Genomic DNA, 22,007 nt, shown 5'->3' on the forward strand with positions numbered 1-22,007 from the left:
ACAGCAGGAAAGCAACTTGTTAATGAATTTTCCAGCATGAGTGAATATTTATTCTTAGAATGAACTAGCTGGTAGCCTAGGCATAGGGAGGAACAATGGTGGCGCTCGATATCAATGAAAACGGGCTTTCGTCCGGCGCCTGGTTGAGCAAGCTCAAGGGAGCCACCGGGCCGCTCGTGGGGCTGCTGGCGCTTTGCGTCTTTCTGAGCTTCAGCACCGACACGTTTCTTTCGGTTCGGAATGGCCTCAACATCCTCGATCAGATCACTGTTCTCGGCATCATGGCCGTCGGAATGACATTCGTCATTCTGATCGGCGGCATCGACCTCTCCGTCGGCTCGGCACTCGCTCTGGCGATGATGGTCATGGGCTGGACCGCGAATGTCGCCGGCCTGCCGCTGCCGGTCGGGATCGTTTTTGCTCTGATCGCCTCGGGGATTTCGGGGCTGATCGTCGGACTTCTGGTGACGCAGTTCAGGGTTCCGGCGTTTATTGCCACTCTTGCGATGATGTCGGCGGCTCGCGGCGTCGCAAATATGATCACGGACGGCCAGCAGATCGTGGGCTTCCCCGACTGGTTCATGATGCTGGCGATAGATCGCCATTTCGGCGTGTTGACAGCCACCGTGTTTCTCATGCTTGCGGTTGTTCTTGCGGCCTGGCTTTTCCTGCACTTCCGGTCCGAAGGCCGCATGCTCTACGCGGTGGGCGGAAATCCGGAAGTCGCTCGGCTGGCGGGCATCAACGTCCCGCTCGTGACGATTGGCGTCTACATCGTAAGTTCAGTCCTTGCGGGGCTCGCAGGCATCGTACTTGCGGCCAGGCTGGATTCCGTCCAGCCGTCCAGCGGTCTGGGCTATGAGTTGGACACCATCGCCGCGGTCGTCATCGGCGGGACCTCGCTCTCGGGCGGCGCAGGCGGTATCGGGGGAACGCTTATCGGTGTTCTTATCATCGGCGTCCTTCGCAACGGGCTCAATCTTCTCAACGTTTCGCCGTTCCTGCAGCAGGTGATCATCGGCATCGTCATCGTGCTCGCGGTCGGCGCGGAGACCATTCGTCGGCGTCGCGCCTGACGAACGGGGTCCGCCGCGTCGGCGGCCCGGAATTCCGTTCCAAGAGTTTGGGGCGGATCAATACCCCGAGGGGGAGGACATACCCGAGGGTTCCATCAAACAACGGAGGAAATACAATGAAAATTGCGCGCACCATGCTCGCGTCTGCTGCACTGCTCGGCCTCACGCTCGGCCCCGTACACGCGGCGGAACTGAAGAAGCTCGGCCTGGCCGTTGCCAACCTTCAGGCAAACTTCTTCAACCAGATCAAGCAATCGGTCGAAGCCGAAGCCAAGAAGCGCGGCATCGAAGTCATCACCGTCGACGCAAAGGGCGACGGGCCGACGCAGGTCAATCAGATCCAGGATCTCCTGACCCAGAAAATCGACGCACTGATCTACATTCCGGCAGGTGCGGCCGCTGCGACCGTTCCGGTCAAACTCGCGAAAAGCGCTGGCATTCCGGTCGTGAACGTTGACCGCAACGCCGAGGGAGCACCCGGCGACACCTTCCTTGCAACGGATTCCGTCGCGTCTGCCAAGGCGGTGTGCGACTACATCCTGAAGGAAGCCGGCGGCAAGGGCAAGATGGTCATCATCCATGGCCAGAAGGGCACGACGCCGGAAGTCGATCGCTCGAAGGGCTGCGCTGAATCTCTCAAGGCATATCCTGATGTCAAGGTTGTCGCCGAGCAGTTCTCGAACATCTGGAGCCAGGACGAAGGCTTCCAGATCATGCAGAACATGCTGCAGGCAAATCCGGACGTTTCGATCGTGTTCGCCCAGGCCGACGGCCTCGCCCTTGGCGCCGCGCAGGCGATCAAGGTCGCCAATCCGTCCCAGAAGATCGTGGTTGGCGGCTTCGATGGCGACACCGCAGCTCTCGAAGCTCTCAGCAAGGGCGTCTTCAACGTCACTGCGACCCAGCAGACGCAGAAGATGGGCCGCGATGCGGTTGAAAACGCCGCCAAGCTTGTCGCCGGAGAGAAGGTGCCGCCGGTCCAGCTCCTGGATGCCACGCTGACGACCAAGGAAAACGTCGCCGGCTTCATTGCCAACCATCCGTAATGAAGTCGAGGTCTTGAGGAGGTGTGCCATGACTGATCCAGTTCTTTCCCTGAGGGGCATATCCAAGTGGTATGGGCCGCTGCAGGTTCTGAAGAATGTCAGCTTGGACGTCTATCCCGGTGAAGTGGTTGCACTTCTCGGTGAAAACGGAGCGGGCAAGTCGACACTATCCGGCATCATCGCCGGGTCCCGCACACCGTCCGAAGGATCAATGACATGGCTGGGGCAGCCTTATGCCCCAGCCTCCCCGAGGGAAGCGATCGACAAGGGCGTTGTCCTGATCCATCAGGAGCTGCAGCTGCTGCCGCAGCTGTCGATCGCGGAAAACGTTTTCATCGGACGCTGGCCGATGAAGAACGGCGTCGTCGACCGCGGCCAAATGGTTCGCCGCGCCCAGGAGCAGCTCGCTCGCCTGAACCTTCACATACCCGCAACGCGGAAGGTCGCCGGCCTTTCCACTGCAAATCAACAACTCATCGAAATCGCCAAGGCCTTGGCTCTCAATGCAAAGCTCCTGATCCTGGACGAACCGACCGCGGCCCTTGGTGGCGCAGAGACGGAGGCTCTCTTCGAACAGGTTAGAAAGCTTCGGTCAGAGGGCGTCGGCATTGTCTACATTTCCCACCGCATGGAAGAGATCAAAAAAATAACCGACCGGATCGTCGTCCTTCGCGATGGCGAGCGCGTGCAGGAATTCTCCGATAGCGCGACCCCGGTGCGAACGATTGTCGAGAGCATGGTCGGACGCCCGCTTGACCGCTTGTTCCCTACCCTGCCGGTTCCGACAGACCGTCCGGTACTCCAGGTGTCCGGGCTGAGCTCGCCTGATAATTCGTTCCGTGACGTTACCTTCGAAGTGCGGGCCGGGGAAATTCTCGGGATCGCCGGATTGGTCGGCGCCGGCCGCACGGAACTTGTCCGCGCCATTTCGGGCGCGGACCCAATCAGTGCGGGTTCGATCAAGCTGGAAGGCGAAGAACTCAGGCTGCGCGATCCGGCGGACGCGATCGCCAAGGGCATCGTGATGGTCCCGGAAGACCGCAAGGAGCAAGGTCTCGTTGTAGGGCACCGGATCAGCGAGAACATTATCTACGCCAATCTCGACAAGCTGGGCGGGCGTTGGATTACGCCGCACGTCAAGCGCTCGTTTGCGGAGAAGGCAGTCACCAAGTTCGGCGTAAAAGGCCGTGCTGAGCAATATGCCTCGGACCTGTCCGGCGGCAACCAGCAGAAGGTCGTCATCGCGAAATGGCTGATGCGCGATCCGAAGGTCGTCGTACTCGACGAACCGACGAGAGGCATCGACGTCGGCGCCCGAGCGGGCATCTACGACATCATCGTCAATCTTGCCAAACGGGGCGTGGCGGTCATCGTCGTAAGCTCGGACCTCGAGGAGGTTCTCGGAGTGTCCAATCGCATTCTCGTGCTTGCCCAAGGCAAACAGGCAGGCATTCTCAATCGTGACGAGGCGAATGACGTTTCGGTCATGGAGCTAGCCACCATCTAAAGCAATTCCAGCAAAAGTGTGCAGCGGTTTTGCGTCAGGAATTGCGTGAAAACAAAACAGACAGAGAAAGGAAGAGCGGTGTCCGACATCACTCTGAACGCCCCGAAGCTTTTCGATCTCAGCGGCCAGGTTGCCATCGTTACCGGAGCCGGGAGCGGCATTGGGCAGCGCATTGCCATCGGCCTTGCGCAATGCGGCGCCGACGTGGCGCTGCTCGATCGTCGAACCGACGATGGACTGGCCAGGACGGCCGAATATATTCGCGCCGCCGGCCGCCGTTCGATCCAGATCGCAGCTGACGTCACGAGCAAATCGTCCCTTGGAGAGGCAGTCGCACATACCGAAGCAGATCTCGGCGCATTGACGCTTGCAGTCAACGCTGCGGGCATTGCTAACGCCAACGCGGCGGAAGAGATGGAGGAGGACCAGTATCAGACGTTGATGGATATCAACCTGAAAGGCGTATTCCTTTCCTGCCAGGCGGAGGCCCGCGCCATGCTGAAGAATGGACGCGGCTCCATCGTCAACATCGCTTCCATGTCCGGTGTGATCGTAAACCGGGGGCTGAGCCAAGCGCATTATAACGCCTCCAAGGCGGGCGTGATCCATATGTCGAAGTCTATGGCGATGGAATGGGTCGACCGCGGCATCCGCGTCAACACCATCTCCCCCGGATACACGGCAACGCCCATGAATACCCGTCCCGAGATGGTTCATCAGACCAAGCTCTTTGAAGAGCAGACGCCGATGCAGCGTATGGCCACGGTCGACGAGATGGTGGGTCCGGCGGTGTTCCTGCTGTCGAATGCAGCCAGCTACGTGACCGGCGTCGATCTTCTCGTCGACGGCGGTTTCTGCTGCTGGTGATGCGATGAGAAGCGCAATGCCGCCGCTGAAAAATGAACGGTCTCGCTCCCTCCCTGGCTGAGATCGAGGCGCTGAAGGGACCAACGGGCATGACGGCGTGCAATATCGTCGTCTGCCCGCCCTTCACGCCGATTGCACGGGCGGAGGGCTTGGGCGTCGCTATCGCCGCTCAAGACCACCTGAATTCGCCGAAATTCTCTCGGGCGGCCGCTTGAGTTTCAATAATGATCGCAGGGTAGAACGCGCCCAGATTTGCTGTTTATGTCAGGATACCGGGAAGGAAAGAGCATGAAACGCTTTGAGCAAAAGACTGTCGTCATTACCGGGGGTAGCCGCGGCATCGGAGCGGCGATCGCCAGGCGGTTTGCGAAAGAAGGCGCCAACCTCGTCATCTCCGCAAACGAAGATTCGGTGCATGGGGTCGCCGAGCAGATCAGAGCCGAAGGCGGCAAGGCGATCTCTTTCGTGGGCGATGTCACGGACAAGGCGAGCGTGAAGGCTCTCTATGACGCTGCCGAACACGCCTTCGATACGGTCGACATTGCAATTCAAAATGCCGGCGTCATCACCATTGCCCGCGTCGAGGATCTGACCGAAAACGAGTGGGACAAGGTGATGGCGGTCAACACCAAGGGCGTCTTCCTCTGCGCCCAGGAGGCGATATCAAGAATGCGCAAGCACAAGCGCGGCGGCCGCATCATCAACACCGCCTCCGGCCAGGCCCGCGACGGCTTCATCTATACCCCGCATTATGCAGCCTCGAAAATGGGCGTCGTCGGCATCACCCAGAGCCTGGCCAAGGAAGTCGCGACCGAGAAGATCACCGTCAACGCCTTCTGCCCCGGCATCATCGAAACCGATATGTGGGCCTATAACGACCAGGCCTGGGGTAAGCTGCTCGGCAACTACGCCCCCGGCGAGCTGATGAAGGAATGGGTCGAGGGCATCCCGATGAAGCGGGCCGGCTCCGGAGAAGACGTCGCCGGCCTGGTCACCTTCCTCGCCAGCGACGACGCCGCCTACATCACCGGCCAGACGATCAATGTCGACGGTGGTTTGATCATGTCCTGAGCCCTCTCGGAGGCGACGGTGCCATGGCGGCCAGCCCCGTCCTTCGAGGGCGGGTGGCTCGACCTCATACACTGCCGATCCCCGCCCCTCGCCCCACCTATGTCCGGCTGATCGACACCCCGCCATCCGCTAGCATCGCCGTGCCGGTCACGAAGCTCGACATGTCGGAGGCGAGGAACAGCGCGGCTTTGGCGATCTCTTCGGGCTGCGCCATGCGTTTCAGCGCATGCAGCCCCTCCACGAAGGCGAGCACCTCGGGTGTCGCGTCCGGTGCGTTGGTGATGCTGGCGGGTGTGTCGGTGCCGCCGGGCAGCAGGGCGTTGACGCGGATCTTCTGCCCGCCGAGTTCGGCGGCGAGCACCTGCACGAAGCCGATCAGTCCCGCCTTGCTCGCCGCATAAGCGGCCATGCCGGGCATGCCGACGGTGTGGCCGACGAAAGTCGAGGTGAAGATCAGCGATCCGCCGCTTTTTCCCATCGCCGCCGACTGGTGCTTGGCGCCGAGGAAGGCTGCCGTCAGATTGGTCTCGATCGTCTCGCGCCAGCCCTCCAGCGATAGCCCGGCGACCGGTCCCATCTCGCCGAGGATGCCGGCATTGTTGAAGGCGATGTCGAGCCGGCCGAAACGCGAGACTGCCGTCTCGACGAGCCGTGCCTGCAACGCCTCGTCCCTGACATCGCCCGATATGGCGACCGCCTGTCCGCCCTTCGCCTCGATTTCGGTGATGACGGCATCAAGCGCGTCCTGTCGCCGGCCGGTGACCACGAGCTTGGCGCCTTCCCGCGCAAAGAGTTTCGCCGCCGCGCGGCCGATGCCGGAGCTTGCGCCGGTGATGATGGCGATCTTGTCGTTGAGAAGTGTCATATCGGTTTCTCCTGGATTGTTGCGATAACCGAGATGCTCAGACATCAGGCGATACAGCCACCCGTTTCCCGCGCAGGAAGAGAAAAACGCCGATGAGGCGAACCGGCAGGCGCGATGGCATTCCCCATCGACGCCTTGATTGCGGCGTCGGAAATATCGGAATTCAACTTAAAAAACGCGGATTTGCCGGGACTTCCGCCCACACGCCTGCGTTGACGTCAGCGCCATTGTGCACCGCATCATCGATTTATGCCTGGTGTGACATTCATCCGATTCCCTTGATGCATCTTCGCGACTAAAAGGGGCGCACAGGTAACGGGAATCTCTTCATGCCGCGGTCACGCAATACTGAGGGCGCCATCTATATGACCATGGCGATGGCCGGCTTTTCTGCAAGCGACGCTCTGTCCAAATCGGTGATCGCCTATATGAACGCCGGCGAGATCATGTTTCTGCGCGGCCTCTTCACCAGCCTGCTCGTCTATCTGATTGCCTGGAAAATGGGCGCGCTGCGCTCCTGGCGCATCATGCTGCAGCCGATGATCATCTTCAGGATCATCTGCGAGACGCTCTCCGCCGTGACCTATATCACCGCGCTCGGCATGATGCCGATCGCCAATGCCTCGGCGATCCTGCAGTCGCTGCCTTTGGTCGTCACCTTCGGTGCGGCGCTCTTCTTCGGCGAGCCGGTCGGCTGGCGGCGCTGGTCGGCGATCCTCGTCGGCCTCATTGGCGTGATGATCATCATCCGTCCCGGCCCCGATGGATTCACCCCCGCCGCCGTCCTCTGCGTCGCTGCGGTGCTGACGACGGCCGGCCGCGATCTCGCCACCCGGAGCATCAGCCCGGAAATTCCCTCGCTGATGATAACCGTCATCACCGCCATGTCTGCCTCCTTCTTCGGCGCGTTGCTGATCCCGGTGCTCGGCGGCTGGCAACCGGTCAGCGCCACCGCGCTCGGGCATCTGGCGCTCGCCTCGGTGCTGGTGCTCGTCGGCTACCAGTCGGTCATCCTTGCCATGCGCACCGGCGAAATCTCCTTCGTGGCGCCGTTCCGCTATACCAGCCTGATCTTCTCCTCCCTGCTCGGCATCTTCTTCTTCGCCGAAGTGCCTGATAGCTGGACGCTTATCGGCGCTGCGATCGTCATCGCCTCCGGCCTCTATACGTTCTATCGTGAGGCCAAGCGCCGCGTATCGCCGATCGCGCAGGAATCCGCCCCGCGCGCGCCAGTCTGAGACAAATGATGGCTGAGACAAATGATGGCTGAGGAAGGATGATGGCTGAATTCTCGCTGGACAGATCCGACATAGCAGGCGTCGTGCTGGCCGGCGGCCGCTCGCAGCGCATGGGCCGCGACAAGGCGGGCGTGATGCTCGGGACCGAGAGCCTGCTCCGCCATGCGCTGACCCGCCTCTCGCAACAGACCTTGCTCGTTGCCGTCAACTCCGATGCCGCCGCCGAGGATGTGCCTGTCGTTTCCGACCGTTTTCCCGGCAAGGCCGGGCCGATGGCCGGCATCCATGCGGCCATGGTCTATGCCGCCGGCCTTCCCTCGATCAGCCATGTCGTCACCGTCTCGGTAGATTGCCCGTTCTTCCCGGCCGATCTCGTCGCCCGGCTGGCCGCAGCGATCGAACGCCCGTCGCAGATCGCCATTGCCGCCTCCGAGGGCCGCAGCCATCCCGTCTTCGGCCTCTGGCCGGTGACGCTGGCCGCTGATCTCGAAGCCTGGATCGCCACCGACGAGAAGCGCCGCGTGCGCGACTTCCTGTTGCGGCATGACGTTACGGAAGTGGCGTTCCCGCTGCATCCGACCCGCGCCAGCCTGCTCGATCCCTTCTTCAACATCAATACGCCTGACGATCTCGTGGAGGCGGAACGCTGGCTGGAGGCCCTTCACGCATGACCGCACCGAAAATCTTCGGCATCGCCGGCTGGAAGAATTCAGGCAAGACGGGGCTCGCGGTCCGGCTGGTGATGGAGTTCACCCGCCGCGGCTACAGGATCTCGACGATCAAGCACGCCCATCACGATTTCGACATCGACAAGGTCGGAGCCGACAGTTATCGCCATCGCCAGGCCGGCGCCCATGAAGTCACCATCGTCTCCGGCACCCGCTACGCCATCATGCACGAGCTGCGCGGCGCCCCCGAACCCGAGTTCGAGGAAATCCTCGCCCGCCTCGCACCCTGCGATCTGGTGCTGATCGAAGGCTACAAGCGCGAGCCGATCCCGAAGATCGAGGCCCGCCGCCTGGAGGCCGCCAATCGTGAACCGCTGGCGCCGAGCGATCCCCATATCTGCGCCATCGCCGCCGATCACGCCGTCACGGATGCGAACCTGCCGGTCTTCGATCTAGACGACACAGGCGCCATCGCCGATTTCATCGCTGACATCGTCGGCCTTGGACAGGCGAGGCTCTAAGACAGCTGCGTCACTGCCGGATCTGAGCGTCGCAGCCGTTTCGCCTGCCATCGCCTTGGCGATTTCCTTGGCAAGTTGAGCCTGATTGTAGGGCTTTCCCAATCTCGGAAGATCGATATCGGTGCCGGCGGGAAGATCGGCGTAACCTGTCGCCAGGACGATCGGCACCGCCGGATGAATGTCCCGCGCGGCCTGAGCGAGCTGTGCGCCGGTCATACCAGGCATCGAATAGTCGGTGATGATCAAGTCGAAATGCTGACCGCTCCTGATCAACTCCAGCGCCTGCAAGCCTGAATTTGCTTCGATGACCTCATGGCCGAGATCTTCAAGCATGTCGACCGAACTCATCGCAATCAAGGCATCGTCATCGACCAGAAGGATCTTCAGTCTGGATGCGGCTTGCGCGACGGGCAGCTCCGCCTCGGCCGGCCGCTCTGGGCGTCGTTCGGTGGCCGGGAGCCACAATTCGGCTGTTGTCCCCACCCCAAGCTCGCTTGTCAGAAGAAGTGCGCCGTTGAGTTGGACCGCAAGCCCGTGGATCATCGACAAGCCGAGACCCGTGCCCTTTCCGATCTCCTTGGTCGAGAAAAACGGATCGACCGCCTTCTTCAGCGTCTCCGCGTCCATGCCGGTGCCGCTGTCGGCCACCGCCAACACCAGATAGGTCCCCTCGCCGAGATCGCCGTTATTGCCGCCAACCTGTTCCTGGCGCAGCGAAATAGACAGCGTCCCCCCATCCGGCATCGCATCACGGGCGTTGACCGCAAGGTTGAGCAGCGCCAATTCGAGCTGGTTCGCATCGACCAGCGCCGGCGGCAGGGTCGTCGGCAGCATGGTTTCGATGCTGATCGAGGATCCGACCGAGCGCCGCAACAGGTCGTTCATGCCGGAGACCAGCTCGGCCAGATCGACGGGCTTGACCTGCAGATCCTGCTGCCTGGCAAAAGCCAGCAGCCGCTGCGTCAGCGCCGCCCCGCGCCGCGCCCCCTGAAGCGCCCCGTCGATCAGACGCGTTGCTTTGGCATCTCCGGCCACGTGCTTGCCGAGCAGCTCCAGATTTCCGAGAACGACCATCAGCAGGTTGTTGAAGTCGTGGGCGACGCCGCCGGTCAGCTGACCGATCGCTTCCATCTTCTGCGATTGGCGAAGCTGCTCCTCGGCTCTTTCACGCTGGGCGACTTCCTCGAGCAGGGTCTGGTGGGCGGCGTTGACCTCCCTGGTCCGTTCCCTCACGCGCTCCTCGAGGTTTTCATTGAGCCGTCGCAGATTTTCCTCGATGGTCTTGCGGGCGGTGGTATCGGAGCAGACCCCGACGAGCTTTCTGGCGGAACCATATCTGTCGGTGTAGAGCTGCGCATGGACCTCGGTCCAATGCAGTGATCCATCCGGCCAGATCGTTCTGTGCTCGATCGAATAGTCGAGCCCGGTATCGATCGTCCGGCGCAGGCGTGCCAGCACAATGTCCCGGTCGTCGGGGTGGATGCTCGCAATCAGATCGTCACGCGTAACCTCATCATCCGGCGCTCGACCGAAGACCGCTTTGCAGGTCGCCGAGGCGAACAAGGCCATCGAGGACAGCTCCAGCTCCCAGGCCCCGAGACGACCGGCGGCGAGCGCCGTCTGCAACCGTCGTTCTCCTTCGCTGAGAGCCTCGAGCCGGGCGCGCGCTTCATATTGGCGCAGGCGCCCCTTCAACGCGGTCCGGGCAACGCTGATGAAGGAGGTCGCATGGAACGGCCTTTCCAGGAAGGTGACATTGCCCAGAACCTCGGAAAGCCTGGCAGCGGCCGGATTTCGTTCAGGCCCGCCGCCACGTATGGTGAGTACGATGAACGGCAGGTCTGACCAGCTCGGCTGGGCCGAGACCCAGGCGGCGATCGGCTTGAGATCGCTCGAGCGAACGGCCTCTTCCGTCAGCACACCAAGCGCGATGTCATCGCTGAGCGATGACGCGAACATAGACAGGTCGGCGGCGGCAATCGATGTCAATCCGGCCTCATCGACCAGCGATCTCGCCACCCAGGCATCGCGACCGGCGGGGGCGTAGATCAATGCTTTCGGTTTGCTGGAATTAGGAATTGCCGCTATCCCCGCCATTGGTCGACAGGAGCGGCGCCAAGGGCGCGATAAATTCGGGAACGCCGCGAAGCACGCCCTGGAATCCGATGAGAGGATCGCCGAATCTCAAGCCGGAAGCGTCGATGCGGTACTCGCGGATGGTATCCTCGTGAAAGCCGGTCCTCTTCTTGATCACGGAGACTGCCCGACGCACCTTACCCGCAGCCTCGAAATAGCGCAGCAGAATGACGGTATCGGCGAGATAGGTGACGTCGACGGGAGCCTTCATGTCGCCAACCAGCCCGTGCTGCGCAACGGTCAGGAAGGTATTGGCGCCTTGCCTGTTCAGATATTGCAGCAGCTCATGCATATGAAGGATCAGCGAATTCTCATCCGGCATCGAAGCCTGATAACCGTTGATACTGTCGATGATGACGGTTTTCGCATCCGACTTGTCGACGCACTTGCGCACGCGATCAGCAAATTCGCCCGGCGACAGTTCGGCGGCATCGAGCTGTTCGATGTGGATAAGACCCGCATCCCTCATGGCTTCGAGATCCATTCCGAGCGCTTTCAGCCGCGTGAAGAGCAGGCCTAGCTCTTCGTCGAAAATGAAGGCCGCCACTTTCTCGCCGCGCGCCACCGCCGCCATCAGGAATTGAAACGAGAAGGTGCTCTTGCCTGTGCCGGCAGGACCGAGGATCAGGGTACTGGAACCCCGCTCGAGGCCGCCGCCGAGAAGAAGATCCAGCTCCGCAATATCACAGGAAATCTGATCGCGGACATAGCTCGACCTGTGTTCGGCAGCGACGAGACGCGGGAACACGATCACGCCACCGGTCTGGATGATGAAATCATGATAGCCGCCGCGGAAGGCCTGCCCGCGGTATTTCATGACCCTCAGACGTCGGCGTTCGGAGCCGTAGTTCGGCGCCAGTTCCTCAAGATGGATGACACCGTGCACGACGCTGTGCACCGTCTTGTCGAGCACGTCGGACGTCAGATCGTCGAGCAGAAGGACTGTCGCCCCCTGTCGGGCAAAATAGTGTTTGAGCGCGAGGATCTGCCGGCGGTAGCGCAGCGAGCTTTGCGCGAGCAGCCTTATCTCCGACAGGCTGTCGAGAACCACGCGACGTGGCTTGATCCTCTCGAAAGCGGCAAAGATTTCCTTTGTCGTCTCTCCAAGTTCTAGGTCCGATGAATAAAGCAGGCTCTGCTGCTGGTCAGCATCCAACAGGCTTTCCGGAGGAACGACCTCGAAGACCTCGATATTGCCGTCGATCACCATGCCATGCGATGCGGCGCCGGCCCGGAGTTCGCTCTCGGTTTCTGAAAGGGTGATGTAGAGCCCCTGCTCGCCGAGCCGCGCACCTTCGATCAGAAACTGCAGCGCGATGGTCGTTTTGCCCGCTCCTGGATTTCCCTCCAGGAGAAACACGTGGCCCGTGGAAAGGCCTCCCGCCAGAACTGTGTCCAAACCGGACACACCGGTCCGGGCTTTCGTGGCAGGTGCCGCAGTATTCATTCACTGTTTCCTTCGATATCAAGTGTGAATTAGTGGCGAGTGATGGAATGTCAAATCGCTGCAGGCATGACTTCGCTTCCGGCAAGAGCCGATCGATTGAACGTCTCCATGGCTCGGATATCTGCCGGTTCGCGCAGCTCGAATGATGGGCCTCTATCCTCGATAACGAAGCGCATCGACGACGAGGGCGAATGCCGGTGACGTGTGCCGACGGCTTGGGTAGTAGAGATGGTAGCCGGAAAACGGCAGGCACCAGTCCTCGAGGACCCGCACCAGCCGTCCATCGGCAAGATGCCCCTCGACCAGGTTCTCCGGCATGTAGGCCAGCCCGAGACCGGCCAGCACGGCGCTCAGCCGCAGGGCTATATTGTTGAAAACCAGCTGGCCCTCGACGCGAACCCTGAGCTCGCGCCCGTCCTTCTCGAACTCCCATGCATAGACGCCGCCATAGGTCGGCAGACGCAGATTGATGCAATTGTGATCCGTAAGATCCTGCGGCGTCAGCGGCTTCGGCCTGGTGGTGAAATAAGCGGGAGTGCCGACCACGGCCATGCGCATGTCGGGGCCGATGCGCACCGCGATCATGTCCTTCGCCACCTGCTCTCCGAGCCGCACCCCGGCATCGTAACGCCCCGCGACGATGTCGGTGAGGCCGTAGTCGACGATGATTTCCACATTGATATCGGGATAATCGGGCAGCAGCTTTTCCAGGGCGGGCCAAAGGACGGCATCGGCCGCGTGTTCTCCGGCATTGATGCGGATGGTGCCCGCCGGCTTCTCCCGGAACGCGCTCAAAGCAGCCAGTTCGCTCTCGATCTCATCGAGCCGCGGTCCGATGGAGACGAGCAGCCGTTCACCCGCCTCCGTCGGTGAGACGCTGCGGGTCGTGCGTGTCAGCAATCGCAATCCAAGCCGCTCCTCGAGCCCGCGAATGGTGTGGCTGAGCGCCGACTGCGACACACCCAGCTTGCCCGCCGCCTTGGTGAAGCTCTGTGCACGCGCAACGGCGAGGAAAGCGATGAGATCGTTGACGGCAGGGCGTGACATTTATGAAAAATCCTCATGGGTTCTTGCCGTTTATACCATCTAATCGCAACCAGGCGCACGCCCTAAATACCTTGTTACGCGAGTGGACACGTCCATTCGACATCGAAAGCCCGACATCGAAAGGAAGACGAGGATGGATATAAAGCGAAGCGGTTCGCAGCCTTCGGCCAAGGGACCGGCCGACTGGTTCACCGGCAATGTGCGTGTCGACCCGCTGTTTGCCGTGACCAGCCCCGCTCGCGCGGCTGGCGCCAGCGTCACCTTCGAGCCCGGCGCCCGCACCGCTTGGCACACCCATCCGCTCGGCCAGACGCTGATCGTCACATCGGGCTGCGGTCGTGTGCAGCGCGAAGGTGGCCCCATCGAGGAGATCCGCGCCGGCGACGTCGTCAGCTTCGCCCCGGGTGAACGTCATTGGCACGGCGCATCGCCGACCACGGCGATGACCCATATCGCCATCCAGGAACAGCTCGACGGCAAGGTTGTCGACTGGATGGAGCATGTCACCGACACGCAGTACCAGGGTTAGAAAAGGAAACGGCAATGCAGAAACGTGAACTCGGAAAGAGCGGGCTTCAAGTCTCGGCCATCGGTCTCGGCTGCATGGGGCTGAGTTATGGTTATGGCCCGGCGACAGCAATTCCGGAGGCGATCGCGCTGGTCCGCCGCGCGTTCGAACGCGGCGTGACCTTCTTCGACACGGCCGAGGCCTATGGCCCCTATCAGAACGAAGCGCTTCTGGGAGAGGCCCTGGCGCCTTTCCGCAGCAAGGTGGTGATCGCCACGAAATTCGGTTTCAACTTCGATGCCAATGGCGGCCAGAGCGGCATGAACAGCCGGCCGGAACAGATCCGCGCGGTTGCTGACCAGGCGCTGAAGCGTTTGAAGACCGATGTCATCGACCTCTTCTATCAGCATCGTGTCGACCCCGATGTCCCGATCGAAGATGTGGCCGGCACGGTCAAGGCGCTGATCGCCGAGGGCAAGGTCAGGCATTTCGGCCTCTCGGAAGCAGGCGCCCAGACGATCCGTCGCGCCCATGCGATCCAGCCGGTGGCGGCACTGCAGAGTGAATATTCGCTGTGGTGGCGCGAACCCGAGCAGGAAATCCTGCCGGTGCTCGAAGAGCTCGGCATCGGTTTCGTGCCCTTCAGCCCGCTCGGCAAGGGCTTCCTCACCGGCGCGATCAGCGAAACGACGACCTTCGACAGCAAGGACTTCCGCAACATCGTGCCGCGCTTTTCCCAGGAAGCGCGCAAGGCCAACCAGGCACTCGTCGATCTGCTCGCGGACATCGCCGCCCACAAGAAGGCAACCGCCGCCCAGGTCGCCCTGGCATGGTTGCTGGCACAAAAACCCTGGATCGTGCCGATCCCCGGCACCACCAAGCTGCATCGCCTCGAGGAGAACATTCAGGCCGCCGAGATCGAACTGACAGCCGAGGATCTTGGCAGCATCGAAAACGCGCTCGCCACCATCAAGGTGGAAGGCGATCGTTATCCCGCGCATCTGCAGGCAAGGGTCAATCGCTGAGGGCCGCCAACAATGGAAAAGGAGCGCCCGCAGTCATTTGCGGCCGCTTCTTCGTCGATCGCATCATCGTCTCGGTGCCGGCGCGTTCTCCTGGAAGGCCGGTATCGCTTCCAGCCGAGCGACAATCTCCGCGATATTTGGCCATTGGGCGAGATCGAAGCCCATACGCCGGGCGCTGATCGCCTGAGGAAAAAGGAAGATATCGGCAACACACGGCTGATCCCCAACGGCGAAAGCCCCCTGCCTGCGGCCGGCGATCATCGTCTCGATCGCGGCCATTCCCTCGCCGACCCAATGACGATTCCAGGCGGCAACGGCATCGGCATCCGCCTGGAAGGTCTTGCCGAGATGCAGGCCGATCCGCGGCGGCAGCAGCGCATGGATCTCGGCGGCGATCGCAAGCGCGATCGACCGCGCCAGCGCCCTGTCCTCCGCCGTTCCAGGCAGCAGCGCCGGTTCGGGCTGAATCTCGTCGAGATATTCGACGATCGCCAGCGACTGGGTGATGAGGACGCCGCCATCCGTCAGCAAGGCCGGGACCAGCCCTTGCGGATTGACGCTGCGATATCCGGCCTGCCGGCTCTCGGCATTTTCGCCGAGGATGGTCACCGGCAGTGTTTCCGCCGTCAATCCCTTGAGGGCGAGCGCGATACGGACTCTCGACGTCGCCGAGGAAATTTCATTCTGATAGAGCTTCACGGGTCTTCTCCCTGGTGACCTAAAAGAGGGGTTGGAACGGCCGCGGCGCCCCGGAAGACGACGCTGCGGATGCTGCCGTCACGAGGCCCGCAAGCGGCGAAGGCTCCTGCGAGCTTACGTCGTAGATGCAGGGCGCGGCGAAGACCGCCGCTCCCAGAATGCAGATGATCATCAATCTCATCAGATCCTCCAACGACGAGGCCCGGTCGGCCTCGTCCTGTTAGCTTTCGGCTGCTGTCCTTTGCCCGCCGCGGCCAATGGCCTTCGGCGGGCAATGCATTCGTCAGGCAACGCTCAATTCGACATGGATATTGCCGCGCGTGGCCTTCGAGTAAGGGCAGGTCTGGTGCGCCTCTTCAATGAGCGCTCTTGCCACATCCGCTTCGATCCCCGGCAGGCTGACCTTGAGACGGGCCTGCAGGAAATAGCCGCCATCGGCCGTTCCCAAATCGACCTCGGTGTCGACGGCGAGATCGGCGGGGAGCCTGACCTTTTGATTGGCCGCGGCAAAGCCGATCGCGCCGATGAAGCAGGCAGACCAGCCGGCGGCGAAAAGCTGTTCGGGATTGGTGCCGGCCCGGTTGCTGCCCGGAGGCGAAAGCTTGATATCCAGCTGGCCGTCGTCGCTGTGCGAAGCGCCGTCGCGCCCGCCCGTCGTATGGGTCTTGCCGGTATAGAGAACCTTGTCGATCTTTGTCATGGAACACTCCTTGTGTTGCGTCGCTTCGGGCGACTGGCCGCGCTGCGCGGCCGGGTTGACGGAGTGTGTTTTGACCGACGGATATATCCGCCATGTTTCCGAAATCGCCCGAAATGTCACAAAACGTAGCATCCGATATCGAGGACATCTTTACATACAAACATCGCGAAATTTTGGGGCGGCTGCCGATGTCAATGGATGGTGACTTCCGCCGCCAGTCCGCCGTCGGCGCGATTGTAGAGCCGGAGCGACCCGCCGATCTTGGCCGTCAGCTGCTGGGCGATCGCAAGACCGAGACCGGTGCCGCCGGTTTCCCGGTTGCGGGATTGTTCCAACCGGAAGAAAGGCTGCATGGCGGCTTCCAGCAGATCGTCCGGAATTCCCGGCCCGCGATCCATGACTGTGATGACGATATCGTTCTCGGCGCTGCGCTCGACGCTGATCTCGGCAGCGCCGGCGAACTTCAGCGCATTGTCGATGAAGTTCGACAGGATTCGGCGAAGCGCATGCGGCTTGGTGAAGGCGGCGCCGTGAACCAGCCCGACGACGGTGACGGCCTTTCCGGTATCCTGATAGTCATAGGCTATGCTGTCGATGAACGAGGCGAGATCGATGCGGGCGTTCTTCTCGCCGTCGCCATGCGCGCTGCGCGCATAGGCAATCCCGTCCTGGACGAGACGCTGGATCTCGCCGAGATCATGCACCAGCTTGTCTTTCTCCGGCGAATCCTCCGCCATGTCGGCGCGCAGCCGCATGCGGGTGATCGGCGTCTGCAGGTCATGCGAGATTGCCGCCAGGATCTGGACGCGCTCTTCGAGGTAATGGGCAATCCTCTCCCGCATCGCGTTGAACGCCCTTGCCGCATGCGCGACCTCGCTCGGCCCCGCCTCGCTCAAGGCCGGACCATCCTTGTTCGGGTCGAGGGCATCGGCGGCGGCGGCAAGCGCGCCGAGCGGCCGGATCGCCTGACGAACCGCAAACCAGGTACAAAGAATGAGCAGCGCCATCTGGATGACGAAGACATAGGGCAGCCACGCGGCGATCGGCATGACCCCCTTCGGCGTGACGTCGATCGTCAACGGGCTTCCGTCGCTGAGCGTCAGATGCGCCTGCAACCGGTTCACATCGCCAGGAATCCGTTCGATACGGATCGGAAAGCGGTGCCCGATCGCCTCCTCGATCTTGCCTGATATCTCGGCGCCCTTGCTTGACGTGTCAGGCACGCCGGCAAGGCCGGGTCCGAGCACGAAACGGTAGTTGCCGCGGCTCAGCCGGTCCAGCAGATCGCCACGTTCGCCTGGCGGAAGTCGGTCGAGAACGGCAATCGACGTTGCAACGTCGTTTTCCAGCGTGCCGAGCATCACCGCCTTGGCCGACATATAGCGCTCCATATAGAGAACGCTGAAGGACAGCCCGTAGGCCACAGCCAAGCCAATCAGCAGGATCAGAAATATCCGCGAGCGCAACGTGCTCGGCCAAGCCAAACCCGAGCGCAAAGGGACCACCGACTTCATTGGCGCAGCTCCGAGATTTCGACCGGAACTGAAAACACATAACCTTCGCTGCGCACCGTCTTGATGTAGGTCGGCTCGCGTGCGTCGTCGCCCAGCCGCTGACGCAGCCGGCTGACCAGGAGATCGATCGAGCGATCGAAGAGATCGGCGTCGCGGCCCTGTGTCAGACTCAGAAGCTGGTCGCGATTGAGCACCCGCTGCGGATGGTCGATGAAGACGCGAAGCAGACGGTATTCGGCGCCGCTAAGCGCAATCGCGGTCCCCTCCTTGTCGAGAAGATGCCGGGCGACCGTATCGAGCCGCCAGTCGCCGAAGGTCAGCAACTGTCCGGCCTCGCTGATCTGCAGATTGGGCGGCAGCATGCGCGTCCGCCGCAGCACCGCCTTGATGCGGGCGAGCAGCTCGCGCGCTGCAAACGGTTTGGCAAGATAGTCGTCGGCGCCCATCTCCAGGCCGAGGATCCGGTCCATCTCGTCGGTGCGGGCCGTCAGCATCAGGATCGGGATCGCCTTGTGCCGGCCGGCACGCAGTTCGCGGCACAGCACCAGCCCATCGTCGCCCGGCATCATAACATCGAGCACGATCAGGTCGACGGCATTGGCCTCGATAAAACTGCGCATCTGGCGCCCGTCGGCGGCAACGCTCGTCCTGAGACCGTTCTTCTGCAGATAGCCCGAGACCAGCTCGCGGATTTCGCGATCGTCATCGACAATCAGGATGTGATCGACATGATCCATATTTCCCGGTTCCTCACCCGTAAAGGCGGCCGCGCCCGCCGCCTCGATATCGAAGCGGTTGACGCGACCTACGCATATTCCGCCGGCCGGAGCAACGAGGCCCTGCGGCACGATACCGTCGGCTTAGAAGCGATCGACGTCTATGACCGCCTGCGCGAAGGCCTGCGGCGCCTCCTGAGGCAGGTTATGGCCGATGCCGCCGCCGATCGTGCGATGCTCGTATCTGCCGGAGAACTTTCCGGCATAGGCGGAAGGCTCCGGATGCGGTGCACCGTTTGCATCGCCCTCCATGGTGATCGTCGGTACGGAAATGACAGGCGCTCCCGCAAGCGTCTGTTCATAGGCATCGTACTTGGCCTCGCCTTCGACAAGCCCCAGGCGCCAGCGATAATTGTGAATGACGATGGCGACGTGGTCGGGGTTGTCGAAGGCGGCGGCCGATCTGCCGAATGTCGCATCGTCGAAGTTCCACTTCGGCGAAGCCGTCTGCCAGATAAGCTTTGCGAAATCATGGGTGTTGCTCTCGTAACCCAGACGGCCGCGTTCGGTGGCGAAATAGAACTGATACCACCAGGCAAGTTCGGCCTTCGGCGGCAGCGGCTTCTTGTTGGCCTCCTGGCTGCCGATCAGGTAGCCGCTCACCGAGACCATCGCCTTGCAACGCTCCGGCCAGAGCGCCGCCATGATGTTGGCGGTCCGCCCGCCCCAGTCATAGCCGGCAATGACCGCCTTCTCGATATCGAGCGCATCGAGCAGCGCGATCATATCGGCGGCGAGTGCTGACGGCTGGCCGTTGCGCGGCGTCTGGTCGTCCAGGAAGCGGGTCGTGCCGTAACCGCGCAGATAGGGCACGATCACCCTGTAGCCTGCCGAGGCAAGCAGCGGTGCGACATCGACGAAACTATAGATGTCATAGGGCCAGCCATGCAGCAGCAGCACGACAGGACCGTCCGCCTTCCCCGCCTCGGCATAACCGATATCGAGCACGCCGGCTTTCACCTGCTTCAGCGCTTCGAAGGACGTGTGGGTTCCCACCTTGACGTTAGGCACGGATGCGGCGGGCGCTGATTGAGCGGCGGCCTTGCCGGCCACGCCGAACTCGACCGCCGCAAGGGCGACGGCCGTCATGCCGAAGAAGCGGCGGCGGTGATGATTGATTTGCTCTGACATCGGTCTCTCCTGTCGAATGGATCACGGTGCTGAAATGAGGTTGCGCTTGTATCCCTCATATGTCGCAAGCCGTCGGTTTTGCATGCGGATGTAGCTTTCGGCCGCCGGGATACATTCTGATACAATCGCGCCGACCGAGCAAAGCCTCGCGCCGGCCCCGGCGCTTTCGTCACAGCCCACCGCTGGGCGGCAGTTTGTATCGCTTTGTATCGCCCGCCGCGACTGCAATAGTTCGGTACATTTCCCCGCGAAACCGGACACATCGAGGATACGTCCGCCCGGCCATATCCCCGCCGTTGCTGGTTCGGGCCCCATCGCCGTCCAGAGCCCGATCAATCGGTTTCAAAGGAAACGATGATGACACTTCTGATCATAGCCTATCTCGGAGGCGCGCTGACGATCCTCAGCCCCTGCATCCTCCCCATCCTCCCCTTCGTCTTTGCCCGTGCCGGACAGCCCTTCGTCAGGAGCACGCTGCCCATGTTGGCGGGCATGGCCGCCACATTCGCGCTGGTTGCCACGCTTGCCGCAGTCGGCGGCAGCTGGGCCATTCGCGCCAATGAATATGGCCGCCTTGCCGCCATCGTCCTGCTTGGGCTCTTTGGCCTGAGCCTGCTTTCACCACGCTTCGCAAGCACGCTTGCCCGGCCGGTCGTCGACCTTGGAAACAACCTGCTAAATGCCAGCGGCGGCGGACGCGCCGCCCCGACGGCAAAGAGCGCGCTCATTCTCGGCATCGCCACCGGTCTGCTCTGGGCCCCCTGCGCCGGACCGATCCTCGGCCTCGTTCTGACGGGGGCGGCCTTGCAGGGCGCCAATCTGCAGACGACCTTCCTGCTGATCGCCTATGCCGCCGGTGCTGCAACGTCCCTTGCAGCCGCCTTGCTGGTCGGCGGCAGGATATTCACCGCCATGAAGCGCTCTCTCGGCCTCGGCGACCGGATTCGTCAAGGGCTCGGCGCTGCCGTGCTGGCGGGTGTCGCCGTCATCGCGCTCGGCCTCGATACCAGCCTGCTCGCCCGGCTCTCCTACGCCAGCACCGCATCGCTGGAACAGGCCGTGCTCAACAGGTTGCATGCAAGGTCGCTGAGTGGCGCATCCTCCGAGCTGGCGAGCAAAGACATGGTGATCGCCGCCGCCGATACGAAGAAGCCCTTCCGCAGCGATCTGCCCGTCGAAGGTGACGCGCCTTCGCTCGACGGCGCGGTCGAATGGCTGAACTCGAAGCCGCTGACATCAGAGCAGTTGCGGGGCAAAGTGGTTCTCGTCGACTTCTGGACCTATTCCTGCATCAACTGCATTCGCACCATCCCCTATGTCAGGGCCTGGGCGGAAAAATATGCCAACCAGGGCCTCGTGGTGATCGGCGTCCACGCCCCGGAATTTGCCTTCGAGAAGAAGATCGACAACGTCAAAAGCGCAATCGACGATTTCAAGATCGGCTATCCCGTTGCGATCGACAATGATTACAAAATCTGGCGCGCCTTCCAGAACAGCTACTGGCCTGCCGCCTATCTGATCGATGCCAAGGGCCAGATTCGTTACCACCATTTCGGCGAAGGCAATTACGACAGGACCGAAAAGGCCATTCAGGACCTGTTGCGTGAGGCCGGCAGCCAGACGACGGCAAGCGCGCCGGTCACGCCGGATGCCAAGGGCGTGGAAGCCGGCCCTGATCTCCGCAACATCCGCTCCGGCGAGACCTATCTCGGCTACGAACAGGCGGCGAACTTCGCCTCTGCGGAAGGGCTGCAGGCCGACGTGGCGCAAAATTATACGATCGGCGAACCGGGCCTCAACGAATGGGGCCTCTCCGGAGCCTGGATCGTCGGCCCGGATCAGGCGACCCTTGATCAGCCGGGCGGCGGCATCACTTATCGCTTCAGCGCCCGCGATCTGCATCTCGTTCTCGGGCCTGGCGCCGACGGCAAGCCGATCCGCTTCCAGGTGAAGATCGACGGCAAGGCGCCGGGGCCTGACCACGGCGCAGACATCGATGCCGACGGCAACGGCACGGTGACCGCGACCAGGCTTTACCAGCTTGTCCGCCAGTCCGGCCCGGTCGTCGCCCGCAATTTCGAAATCAGCTTCCTCGATCCCGGGGTGCAAGCCTACGCCTTCACATTCGGCTGAACCCGGGACGCATCAATATCCCGACCCTTAAC

General features: G+C 62.1%; 22 protein-coding genes. 12 read left to right on the top strand and 10 right to left on the bottom strand.

Features of this window, described 5'->3' with window-relative positions:
* Positions 1 to 95: 95 nt before the first annotated feature.
* From NE851_RS22525 to NE851_RS22550, 6 genes are all read left to right on the top strand, one after another.
* A complete protein-coding gene (locus tag NE851_RS22525; RefSeq protein ID WP_063475013.1) occupies positions 96 to 1,076 on the top strand; it encodes an ABC transporter permease in 981 nt (326 codons plus the stop codon).
* Between the two features lie 116 nt (positions 1,077 to 1,192).
* Complete coding sequence (locus NE851_RS22530; RefSeq protein ID WP_003579719.1) at positions 1,193 to 2,122, top strand: sugar ABC transporter substrate-binding protein; 930 nt, start codon at positions 1,193 to 1,195, stop codon at positions 2,120 to 2,122.
* 28 nt (positions 2,123 to 2,150) lie between these two features.
* On the top strand, positions 2,151 to 3,629 hold the full coding sequence (locus tag NE851_RS22535; protein WP_047610121.1) for a sugar ABC transporter ATP-binding protein: 1,479 nt from the start codon (positions 2,151 to 2,153) through the stop codon (positions 3,627 to 3,629).
* 78 nt (positions 3,630 to 3,707) lie between these two features.
* On the top strand, positions 3,708 to 4,496 hold the full coding sequence (locus NE851_RS22540; protein WP_047610123.1) for an SDR family oxidoreductase: 789 nt from the start codon (positions 3,708 to 3,710) through the stop codon (positions 4,494 to 4,496).
* Positions 4,497 to 4,528: 32 nt separating this feature from the next.
* Complete coding sequence (locus NE851_RS22545) at positions 4,529 to 4,711, top strand: hypothetical protein (RefSeq protein WP_047610125.1); 183 nt, start codon at positions 4,529 to 4,531, stop codon at positions 4,709 to 4,711.
* A gap of 73 nt (positions 4,712 to 4,784) precedes the next feature.
* The gene (locus tag NE851_RS22550; RefSeq protein ID WP_097543670.1) at positions 4,785 to 5,567 is read left to right on the top strand and encodes an SDR family NAD(P)-dependent oxidoreductase; all 783 of its coding nucleotides are present in this window, start codon (positions 4,785 to 4,787) and stop codon (positions 5,565 to 5,567) included.
* Between the two features lie 97 nt (positions 5,568 to 5,664).
* Here NE851_RS22550 and NE851_RS22555 read toward each other — a convergent pair whose 3' ends face one another.
* Complete coding sequence (locus NE851_RS22555) at positions 5,665 to 6,432, bottom strand: SDR family oxidoreductase (RefSeq protein WP_097543709.1); 768 nt, start codon at positions 6,430 to 6,432, stop codon at positions 5,665 to 5,667.
* Between the two features lie 329 nt (positions 6,433 to 6,761).
* On the opposite strand from NE851_RS22555, the gene NE851_RS22560 reads away from it, so the two are divergent.
* From NE851_RS22560 to mobB, 3 genes are read left to right on the top strand one after another with little or no spacing between them, the layout of a single operon-like run.
* A complete protein-coding gene (locus tag NE851_RS22560) occupies positions 6,762 to 7,670 on the top strand; it encodes a DMT family transporter (protein WP_063475016.1) in 909 nt (302 codons plus the stop codon).
* A 41-nt stretch (positions 7,671 to 7,711) separates the two neighbouring features.
* Positions 7,712 to 8,341, top strand: a complete 630-nt coding sequence (mobA, locus tag NE851_RS22565) for a molybdenum cofactor guanylyltransferase MobA (protein WP_063475017.1) — start codon at positions 7,712 to 7,714, stop codon at positions 8,339 to 8,341.
* Positions 8,338 to 8,859 carry a molybdopterin-guanine dinucleotide biosynthesis protein B gene (mobB, locus tag NE851_RS22570; protein WP_063475018.1) on the top strand — a complete coding sequence of 174 codons (522 nt, stop codon included), beginning with the start codon at positions 8,338 to 8,340 and terminating at the stop codon, positions 8,857 to 8,859. The genes mobA and mobB overlap by 4 nt, the downstream gene beginning before the upstream one ends.
* Here the strand turns inward: mobB and NE851_RS22575 are convergent.
* From NE851_RS22575 to NE851_RS22585, 3 genes are all read right to left on the bottom strand, one after another.
* On the bottom strand, positions 8,791 to 10,956 hold the full coding sequence (locus NE851_RS22575) for a hybrid sensor histidine kinase/response regulator (protein WP_082849716.1): 2,166 nt from the start codon (positions 10,954 to 10,956) through the stop codon (positions 8,791 to 8,793). The two genes, mobB and NE851_RS22575, sit on opposite strands and share 69 nt — an antisense overlap.
* The gene (locus NE851_RS22580) at positions 10,931 to 12,442 is read right to left on the bottom strand and encodes an ATPase domain-containing protein (RefSeq protein WP_047610133.1); all 1,512 of its coding nucleotides are present in this window, start codon (positions 12,440 to 12,442) and stop codon (positions 10,931 to 10,933) included. Before NE851_RS22580 ends, NE851_RS22575 begins: the two co-directional genes overlap by 26 nt.
* Positions 12,443 to 12,595: 153 nt before the next feature.
* Positions 12,596 to 13,489, bottom strand: a complete 894-nt coding sequence (locus NE851_RS22585; RefSeq protein WP_097543673.1) for a LysR family transcriptional regulator — start codon at positions 13,487 to 13,489, stop codon at positions 12,596 to 12,598.
* A gap of 133 nt (positions 13,490 to 13,622) precedes the next feature.
* On the opposite strand from NE851_RS22585, the gene NE851_RS22590 reads away from it, so the two are divergent.
* Positions 13,623 to 14,018 (top strand): (R)-mandelonitrile lyase, encoded by a 396-nt coding sequence (locus tag NE851_RS22590; RefSeq protein ID WP_028758692.1) that lies wholly within the window; start codon positions 13,623 to 13,625, stop codon positions 14,016 to 14,018.
* A 14-nt stretch (positions 14,019 to 14,032) separates the two neighbouring features.
* The gene (locus NE851_RS22595; RefSeq protein ID WP_097543674.1) at positions 14,033 to 15,022 is read left to right on the top strand and encodes an aldo/keto reductase; all 990 of its coding nucleotides are present in this window, start codon (positions 14,033 to 14,035) and stop codon (positions 15,020 to 15,022) included.
* Between the two features lie 63 nt (positions 15,023 to 15,085).
* Here the strand turns inward: NE851_RS22595 and maiA are convergent, their stop codons facing one another.
* The 6 genes from maiA to NE851_RS22625 form a co-directional block, all read right to left on the bottom strand.
* Positions 15,086 to 15,721 carry a maleylacetoacetate isomerase gene (maiA, locus tag NE851_RS22600; protein WP_097543675.1) on the bottom strand — a complete coding sequence of 212 codons (636 nt, stop codon included), beginning with the start codon at positions 15,719 to 15,721 and terminating at the stop codon, positions 15,086 to 15,088.
* Positions 15,722 to 15,740: 19 nt separating this feature from the next.
* The gene (locus NE851_RS22605) at positions 15,741 to 15,902 is read right to left on the bottom strand and encodes a hypothetical protein (protein ID WP_164735947.1); all 162 of its coding nucleotides are present in this window, start codon (positions 15,900 to 15,902) and stop codon (positions 15,741 to 15,743) included.
* Positions 15,903 to 16,004: 102 nt separating this feature from the next.
* Positions 16,005 to 16,421, bottom strand: a complete 417-nt coding sequence (locus tag NE851_RS22610; protein ID WP_028758695.1) for an organic hydroperoxide resistance protein — start codon at positions 16,419 to 16,421, stop codon at positions 16,005 to 16,007.
* A gap of 191 nt (positions 16,422 to 16,612) precedes the next feature.
* A complete protein-coding gene (locus NE851_RS22615) occupies positions 16,613 to 17,935 on the bottom strand; it encodes an ATP-binding protein (RefSeq protein ID WP_097543676.1) in 1,323 nt (440 codons plus the stop codon).
* Positions 17,932 to 18,672: a response regulator gene (locus NE851_RS22620; protein WP_028758697.1), complete on the bottom strand. Its 741-nt coding sequence runs from the start codon at positions 18,670 to 18,672 to the stop codon at positions 17,932 to 17,934. The genes NE851_RS22615 and NE851_RS22620 overlap by 4 nt, the downstream gene beginning before the upstream one ends.
* A 123-nt stretch (positions 18,673 to 18,795) precedes the next feature.
* On the bottom strand, positions 18,796 to 19,842 hold the full coding sequence (locus tag NE851_RS22625) for an alpha/beta fold hydrolase (protein ID WP_254957881.1): 1,047 nt from the start codon (positions 19,840 to 19,842) through the stop codon (positions 18,796 to 18,798).
* A gap of 357 nt (positions 19,843 to 20,199) precedes the next feature.
* On the opposite strand from NE851_RS22625, the gene NE851_RS22630 reads away from it, so the two are divergent.
* Positions 20,200 to 21,975, top strand: coding sequence for a cytochrome c biogenesis protein DipZ (locus tag NE851_RS22630; RefSeq protein ID WP_254957882.1), 1,776 nt, complete (start codon positions 20,200 to 20,202; stop codon positions 21,973 to 21,975).
* Positions 21,976 to 22,007: the final 32 nt, after the last annotated feature.

It is taken from the genome of Rhizobium anhuiense bv. trifolii (genome assembly GCF_024346605.1).
Lineage (GTDB): Bacteria > Pseudomonadota > Alphaproteobacteria > Rhizobiales > Rhizobiaceae > Rhizobium > Rhizobium anhuiense.

What these genes read in the sequence shown, in the direction of transcription:
- NE851_RS22525 (WP_063475013.1), top strand. Translation starts at nt 96, where the DNA reads ATGGTGGCGCTCGATATCAATGAAAACGGGCTTTCGTCCGGCGCCTGG.
- NE851_RS22530 (WP_003579719.1), top strand. Translation starts at nt 1,193, where the DNA reads ATGAAAATTGCGCGCACCATGCTCGCGTCTGCTGCACTGCTCGGCCTC.
- NE851_RS22535 (WP_047610121.1), top strand. Translation starts at nt 2,151, where the DNA reads ATGACTGATCCAGTTCTTTCCCTGAGGGGCATATCCAAGTGGTATGGG.
- NE851_RS22545 (WP_047610125.1), top strand. Translation starts at nt 4,529, where the DNA reads ATGAACGGTCTCGCTCCCTCCCTGGCTGAGATCGAGGCGCTGAAGGGA.
- NE851_RS22550 (WP_097543670.1), top strand. Translation starts at nt 4,785, where the DNA reads ATGAAACGCTTTGAGCAAAAGACTGTCGTCATTACCGGGGGTAGCCGC.
- NE851_RS22555 (WP_097543709.1), bottom strand. Translation starts at nt 6,432, where the DNA reads ATGACACTTCTCAACGACAAGATCGCCATCATCACCGGCGCAAGCTCC.
- NE851_RS22560 (WP_063475016.1), top strand. Translation starts at nt 6,762, where the DNA reads ATGCCGCGGTCACGCAATACTGAGGGCGCCATCTATATGACCATGGCG.
- mobA (WP_063475017.1), top strand. Translation starts at nt 7,712, where the DNA reads ATGGCTGAATTCTCGCTGGACAGATCCGACATAGCAGGCGTCGTGCTG.
- mobB (WP_063475018.1), top strand. Translation starts at nt 8,338, where the DNA reads ATGACCGCACCGAAAATCTTCGGCATCGCCGGCTGGAAGAATTCAGGC.
- NE851_RS22575 (WP_082849716.1), bottom strand. Translation starts at nt 10,956, where the DNA reads ATGGCGGGGATAGCGGCAATTCCTAATTCCAGCAAACCGAAAGCATTG.
- NE851_RS22580 (WP_047610133.1), bottom strand. Translation starts at nt 12,442, where the DNA reads ATGAATACTGCGGCACCTGCCACGAAAGCCCGGACCGGTGTGTCCGGT.
- NE851_RS22585 (WP_097543673.1), bottom strand. Translation starts at nt 13,489, where the DNA reads ATGTCACGCCCTGCCGTCAACGATCTCATCGCTTTCCTCGCCGTTGCG.
- NE851_RS22590 (WP_028758692.1), top strand. Translation starts at nt 13,623, where the DNA reads ATGGATATAAAGCGAAGCGGTTCGCAGCCTTCGGCCAAGGGACCGGCC.
- NE851_RS22595 (WP_097543674.1), top strand. Translation starts at nt 14,033, where the DNA reads ATGCAGAAACGTGAACTCGGAAAGAGCGGGCTTCAAGTCTCGGCCATC.
- NE851_RS22605 (WP_164735947.1), bottom strand. Translation starts at nt 15,902, where the DNA reads ATGAGATTGATGATCATCTGCATTCTGGGAGCGGCGGTCTTCGCCGCG.
- NE851_RS22610 (WP_028758695.1), bottom strand. Translation starts at nt 16,421, where the DNA reads ATGACAAAGATCGACAAGGTTCTCTATACCGGCAAGACCCATACGACG.
- NE851_RS22615 (WP_097543676.1), bottom strand. Translation starts at nt 17,935, where the DNA reads ATGAAGTCGGTGGTCCCTTTGCGCTCGGGTTTGGCTTGGCCGAGCACG.
- NE851_RS22620 (WP_028758697.1), bottom strand. Translation starts at nt 18,672, where the DNA reads ATGGATCATGTCGATCACATCCTGATTGTCGATGACGATCGCGAAATC.
- NE851_RS22625 (WP_254957881.1), bottom strand. Translation starts at nt 19,842, where the DNA reads ATGTCAGAGCAAATCAATCATCACCGCCGCCGCTTCTTCGGCATGACG.
- NE851_RS22630 (WP_254957882.1), top strand. Translation starts at nt 20,200, where the DNA reads ATGACACTTCTGATCATAGCCTATCTCGGAGGCGCGCTGACGATCCTC.